This window comes from Xanthovirga aplysinae, assembly GCF_009711365.1.
In the GTDB taxonomy this organism is placed as follows: domain Bacteria; phylum Bacteroidota; class Bacteroidia; order Cytophagales; family Cyclobacteriaceae; genus Xanthovirga; species Xanthovirga aplysinae.
Map to the genome: position 1 here is coordinate 1 of NZ_SMMB01000988.1, position 6,287 is coordinate 6,287.

Here is a 6,287-nt window from a genome sequence, read left to right on the forward strand (position 1 = left end):
TATAATGAAAATGAGTGCATTTTTGTGGTTGTTTAGCATTATTTTTAAATTTTGATTTTGGTAATAATACTTAATTATCGAAAAAAAGTAAGTTTATTTGAAAAAAAAATATTACAGTAAGAGGTAATTGATACAAGTTGTAAATATTGGATTATTTCTCCCTTTTAGCAGATGAGCTAATTAAAATAGTTGGAATTCTATTTTTTTCTAAAAAGAGATCTGTGTGAAACTATGTGAGTAAAAAAAATATTTCATAAGAAAACTTTTTAAAGCTTTGATTTAACTTTTTGGTTGAATACTTTACGTACCAAATGTTAATAATGGCCTACTTTTTACTTTAAAGAAATCTGGTGAATTCAGACTGTAGGTTAAATCGATCTGTTTTTGAATTATTTTTAGATGAAATTGAGAGAAAAAGATCCTGCTTTGATCCTTGTTGATATCCAAACAGCTTTTGATGATGAGGCTTATTGGGGCGGGAATAGAAATAATAAAAATGCTGAGAAATACGCACGGCAAATTTTAAAGAGATGGAGGGAATTAAAATTACCCATTTTCCATATCAGACACAGTTCCCAAAATCCCAATTCGAAATTGCATGCTTCACAACCAGGGTTTGCCATTAAAGATGATGTTAAGCCATTGGATGATGAAATCGTGATCACCAAAGAGGTAAATAGTGCTTTTATTGGTACTGACCTAAAAGAAAGATTAGATCAGTTGGAAATCAGAACCGTAGTTATCCTTGGCTTGACAACCAATCACTATGTTTCCACCACTACCAGAATGGCTGGTAATTATGGTTATGAAACTTTTCTTATTTCGGATGCTACGGCAACTTTTGATAGACTTGGGGTGAATGGAGAAAAATATAGTGCTGAGTTGATTCATCAAACTACGTTGGCTAATCTTCATGAAGAATTTGCTACAGTTATCGATAGTAAAAAGCTACTAAAAAGTATTTAGGGGAAAGTTAGATCTTTTTATGAAAATTGAAGGCTTCGGTTAAATGAACATAAGGCAGGCAAATTTGGACGATTATAATGCTGTTTGGGAGATCTTTAGACTAGTGGTTAGTTCTGAAGATACCTATGTTTTCAGTTCCAAAACAAGAAGGGGAGAGCTAGAAAGACATTGGTTTTCACCCAATATAAGCACCTTTGTGGCTGAAGAAGATGGCGTAATACTTGGAACCTACATTATTAAACCAAATCAAATTGATTTGGGGTCCCATATAGCAAATTGTAGTTATATGGTTCATCCCCATTATCAAGGGAGGGGGATTGGGAAAATGCTTTGTGAACATTCTTTAACCTTTGCAAAGAAATTCGGGTATTTGGCTATACAATTCAATATTGTCGTCAGTACAAATGATACAGCTGTAAGACTTTGGAAGAAATATGGTTTTGAGATCATAGGGAAAATTCCAAAAGGATTTAGGCATGGGAAGTTAGGTTATGTGGATGCCTTTATTATGTACAAAGAATTATAATTAACGCCTGATTGTAAATGATTTGTATCCAAACCGTTATCTGTAATTTTAAAACTAACTTTACTAATGGAGAATGAAGTAAGGCAATTGATTTTGAAGTTGAGGAATATTTTTGAAGGAAATCCATGGTATGGAGAATCTGTGATTCAAAAATTAGATGCTCTGGATCTTGGAGTGGTAAATGAACCTCCTATTACTGGGTGTAATTCCATTGGCAGATTGGTGCAACATGTAATTAATTGGCGAATTTTTGCTATTAAAAAATTGGAGGGAGATAAAGAATTTGACATCCCTTTGAATGGACCTATGGATTGGCCTGATATTCATATAGGAACTATCAAAGGGTGGGAGAAAATGATGCAGAATCTTAATGAAACTCAAACAAAGATCATAGATCTTCTTTCTGATAGAACCTCTTCCTTTTTAAAGGGCCAAGTCCCTGGTCGGGAATATGATTTTCAATTTTTAATAGAAGGAATAATTCAACATGATATTTATCATTTAGGGCAAATTAGGTTAATCAATTTATTGATTAACCATGATGACCAGAACCTATAAAAATCGTAGTTGGATTCTTGCCTAAACTCATTAAAAGGAAATCATAAGATATTGAATGGGTAACTTCAAGATTAGAGAAATGGGAAAATTCAATTGAGGCATTTTTTACCGCCAGCACAAAGGTAATTGTAACAAGGGAAAGAGTTACAAGCTGTATAGGTTATTCCTATTTGAGGTACAATGATTCTCTTTTTAACTTTTTCCTTATTTAAAAACATTATTTTATTATTAATATGAATAAAATTATATTCCCTTTTATTGTAATATTTCTATTTGGGTGCCAAAAGAGTAAAGATGAATCTAGCCAACAAAAAAGTAAGTACCTGAGGTGGGTGGGGGATAGTAAATTTGATCCGGAGGTGGATGATCCGGACTTCAAGGCTTGTAATGGGGAAAAAGTTGCCCAATATTTTAATTTCTCCATGGGACTGCAGTATGAAGGGGAAAAGAGAGCCTTGGAGAAGGTGTTTAGAGAAAAATATAATCCTCTCTCAAGGGAAGGGGAATCCGGATTAATTAGAATAAGATTTGTGGTGAATTGTAAAGGGAAAACGGGTAGATTTCGCCTTTTGCAGATGGATAATGACTTTCAGGAGAAATCTTTTAATCCTTTGATAACCGATCAATTATTACAAATCACCAAAGGCTTGACGGGTTGGAAAAGATTACCCGATACTGACAATGCCAGGGATTATTACCAGTATCTCATATTTAAAATGGAAAAAGGTGAAATAAAAGAAATATTGCCATGAGAAATTCAATTTTGATTTTTATTTTTTCATTATTCTTTTCGATTCCTTTATTCTCTCAGCCTAATTGTGAGGCCTATAGATACCAGGGAGATACCTTGAAATATTTAGCGTGCATGCAAGCTAAAAAGAGAGAAGGACATTATCAGTTTAGTAGGGAGTATCAGGAAGCCTTTGATGAAGCTATAGGAATTGACTCTACTTTTGATTATGCCTACCGAGAAAAGTCAGTTGCCTATCTTAAAAGTGGTGATTTTATTACTTGGAAAAATTTAATTGATAAAGCAGTGGCTTTAAACCCCGAAGCCCATTTGGGTGCTCGTGGATGGTGTCGTTATCAATTTTTTCGAGATTATAAAGGGGCCATTGAGGATATTGAAAATTTTGAGAAGTTGGTAAATTACGATGTGGGATATTCTGTAAATGGGGTTTATCATTTATCCATAGCAAAAGCAATCTGTTATAAAGCACTTGGGCAAAAGGAAAGGGCTATTTCTATCATTGAGGAGAAGTTAAAAGAAAAGGACTATTTTGCTGGAATTTATGATTACCTACATTTGGGCGTTCTTTATCTTGAATTAGGCAGGTATGAAAAGGCTATTTCAGCTTTTGTCAAACAGTCTCAGGGAAATGAAATCGCAGAGAATCAATATTATCTTGGAATGGTATATAAAAAGTTAGGTAACAAGGAGAAGTATGTAGAATGCCTCCAAAGATCTCAAGATTTGTATGTGGGAAGGCGGAATATGTATGACCCTTATACACATCCCTATGATAAGGTATATTTGGAAGACATCCAAGATGAGTTGGAAAAGGCTAATAAGGATACCTAGGTTGGAGAATCGCCTAAACTTTTTCCTGAAAATGTGAAAGACTTTTTAGAAGGGTAATAGGTATAATATGAAAGAAACAAAAATCAAACTTGAGCATTTAATTCAAGAAGTAAAACAATTTTTTACATCCTCTCCTTTAGCAGAGATTGGTGAGAAGCCTTCGGCCGAAAAGTGGTCTAAAAAAGAAATTCTGGGTCATTTGATAGATTCTGGGATAAACAATTTACAACGTTTTACGGAGATCCCTTTTGAGTCTAAACCTTATTTAGTCCGAAAATATAACCAAGTGGAATTGGTGAGGATAAATGATTACCAGAATTCCGATTTGAATGAGATTCTTCAATTATTCCTGGCTATAAACCAACGGATATTAAGAATAATTGAATTACAGGCGGTGGAGACTTTAGATTTTCCTGTTACCCTTCACAATAAGCAAGAGGTTAATTTAAGATTCCTCATTGAAGATTATGTAAATCATATGGAACACCATCTAAGACAAATAAAAGCTAGAAATGAAGGACAATATTGAAAGAAATCTTCTTGTGGTAATAAATTGAACTAATGTTTGCGAAGTTTTACAAATACCATTTAAAGAAACATAAAGTTAATTTTTACCCTGAAATTTTATCAAAATGATTTTAGCAGCAGCACAGGTGAATTCTATAGAAGGGAACATCTTCGATAATTTAAGTGAGCATATCCATTGGATAAAAAAAGCAGCAGAATCTAAAGTGGATTTAATCGTCTTTCCCGAGATGTCTCTTACGGGTTACACACGTGAAAAAGCAGAAAGTTTAGCTTTCTCAAGGGAGGATCCCAGATTAGATGAGTTAAGGGAACTTGCTGTTGTTTTTAAAATGATAATTGTGGTGGGGGCTCCTATCAAAATTCAAAGGGATTTATATATTGGGTCATTTATTTTAAAACCGGATGGTTCCCTTTCCATTTATACAAAACAATTCCTGCACCAGGGTGAAGAGCAATTTTTTGAATCCTCTTTTGATTATAACCCTATTCTTGAAATAGGTAGGGAAAGGGTTTCTTTTGCTATTTGTGCTGATATAGATAATCCTTTGCATCCTGAGAAAGCTCATCAGAATAGAAGTACAATTTACGTTTGCAGTATCTTTTTCTCTGGAAAAGGAATTTCAAAGGGACATGAAGTTTTAGGTAATTATGCCAAAAGTTTTTCCCTAAATGTTCTCATGTCAAACTATTCAGGAGATTGCTGGGGTCTAACAGCAGGAGGAAAAAGTGCTTTTTGGACTAATGATGGGGAGTTATGTACAGCTATGGAGGAAAATAGTAGGGGGCTGGTTGTGGTAGAAAGTCAAGAGGGTTCCTGGAAAAAGCAAAATGTTAGAATAGGTGAAAAGGATCGATTAAATACCCGGTAACATTCTTTTTAGTGAAAAGACATTAATGATTATGGAAGAAACGGTTGATTACATTGAAATTAATAAAGCCTCCTGGAATAACCGTACGGAGGTACACTTTGATTCGGAATTTTATGATAACGAAGGTTTTATAAAAGGAAAATCCTCTTTGAATGAAATTGAATTAAAATTATTGGGTGAAATTAAGGGAAAGTCTGTTCTTCACCTGCAATGCCATTTTGGACAAGATACGATTTCTCTTAGTCGACTTGGAGCAAAAGCTACCGGTGTAGATTTGTCAGACAAGGCGATTCAAAAAGCAAAAGAATTGAATTCTTTAACAAATTCAGATTGTAAATTTATCTGTTGTAATGTTTACGATATTCCTCATTTTTTGGAGGAAGAATTTGATATTGTATATACCAGTTATGGGGTGATTGGATGGTTGCCAGATCTGAATAAATGGGCTAGCCTAATTTCCCAATTTTTAAAACCTGGAGGAAAATTAGTCTTTGTAGAGTTTCATCCAGTAGTATGGATGTTTGATGATGACTTTCAAAAGGTGCATTATAATTACTTGAAGTCAGGTCCTATAAGAGAGAGTGAATCAGTTACTTATGCGGATAGGGAAGCAGCAATCAATCAAGAGTTCGTAACATGGAACCATGGAATAGGTGAAGTAGTAAATAATTTAATAGAGCAGGGGTTGGAAATTAAAGGTTTAGATGAGTTTGACTATTCTCCCTATAACTGCTTTAACCATACTACTGAATTTGAACCCAACAAATTTAGAATAAAACATATGGGAAATAAGATTCCAATGGTTTACGCTATTGTGGCTGAGAAGAAATAGATTTTGAGAGTAAAAGGGTTGTATGTTATTTAGAAAAAAGAAAGAGAAAAAATTAAAAAGAGCATTTGGAGACCTCAAGGAAGAACGTTTTAATTTTGAACTTATAAGTAAATACTTCTTAAATGGAGATCATTCGAATAGTTTTCATGTATTATCCGAAAAGACTTGTAATGATTTGGATTTCGAGGAATTGTATATGTTCCTTGACAGAACTTATTCGAAGCCGGGGCAACAATTGCTTTATGACAAGCTAAGAGCTTTTGCTACCAATGAAGAGGGGGTGAAAAACCAGGAAGAACTGATTAAGGAATTTTCAGAAAATGAAGCTCTCCGTTTAAAAATTCAGCAACAGTTATCCAAATTGAATGACTTTGAGACTTATTACCTTACTAATCTTTTTCATGATAAATATTTGAAGCCTCCAAA

General features: G+C 33.9%; 8 protein-coding genes and 1 pseudogene. All 9 read left to right on the forward strand.

Features of this window, described 5'->3' with window-relative positions; all coding sequences use genetic code 11:
* Positions 1–399 precede the first annotated feature (399 nt).
* The gene (locus E1171_RS09690; protein ID WP_155205805.1) at positions 400–966 is read left to right on the forward strand and encodes a cysteine hydrolase family protein; all 567 of its coding nucleotides are present in this window, start codon (positions 400–402) and stop codon (positions 964–966) included.
* A 43-nt stretch (positions 967–1,009) separates the two neighbouring features.
* Positions 1,010–1,492, forward strand: a complete 483-nt coding sequence (locus E1171_RS09695) for a GNAT family N-acetyltransferase (protein ID WP_155205806.1) — start codon at positions 1,010–1,012, stop codon at positions 1,490–1,492.
* A 66-nt stretch (positions 1,493–1,558) separates the two neighbouring features.
* Positions 1,559–2,050: a DinB family protein gene (locus tag E1171_RS09700; protein ID WP_155205807.1), complete on the forward strand. Its 492-nt coding sequence runs from the start codon at positions 1,559–1,561 to the stop codon at positions 2,048–2,050.
* Between the two features lie 233 nt (positions 2,051–2,283).
* Positions 2,284–2,802, forward strand: a complete 519-nt coding sequence (locus tag E1171_RS09705) for a hypothetical protein (RefSeq protein ID WP_155205808.1) — start codon at positions 2,284–2,286, stop codon at positions 2,800–2,802.
* The gene (locus E1171_RS09710) at positions 2,799–3,632 is read left to right on the forward strand and encodes a tetratricopeptide repeat protein (protein ID WP_155205809.1); all 834 of its coding nucleotides are present in this window, start codon (positions 2,799–2,801) and stop codon (positions 3,630–3,632) included. The genes E1171_RS09705 and E1171_RS09710 overlap by 4 nt, the downstream gene beginning before the upstream one ends.
* A 67-nt stretch (positions 3,633–3,699) precedes the next feature.
* On the forward strand, positions 3,700–4,161 hold the full coding sequence (locus tag E1171_RS09715) for a DinB family protein (protein WP_155205810.1): 462 nt from the start codon (positions 3,700–3,702) through the stop codon (positions 4,159–4,161).
* A gap of 103 nt (positions 4,162–4,264) precedes the next feature.
* Positions 4,265–5,029: a carbon-nitrogen hydrolase family protein gene (locus tag E1171_RS09720; protein WP_155205811.1), complete on the forward strand. Its 765-nt coding sequence runs from the start codon at positions 4,265–4,267 to the stop codon at positions 5,027–5,029.
* Positions 5,030–5,060: 31 nt separating this feature from the next.
* Positions 5,061–5,861, forward strand: coding sequence for a class I SAM-dependent methyltransferase (locus tag E1171_RS09725; protein ID WP_155205812.1), 801 nt, complete (start codon positions 5,061–5,063; stop codon positions 5,859–5,861).
* A 22-nt stretch (positions 5,862–5,883) separates the two neighbouring features.
* Positions 5,884–6,287 (forward strand): annotated as a pseudogene (locus E1171_RS09730) (MutS-related protein); the annotation flags it as partial.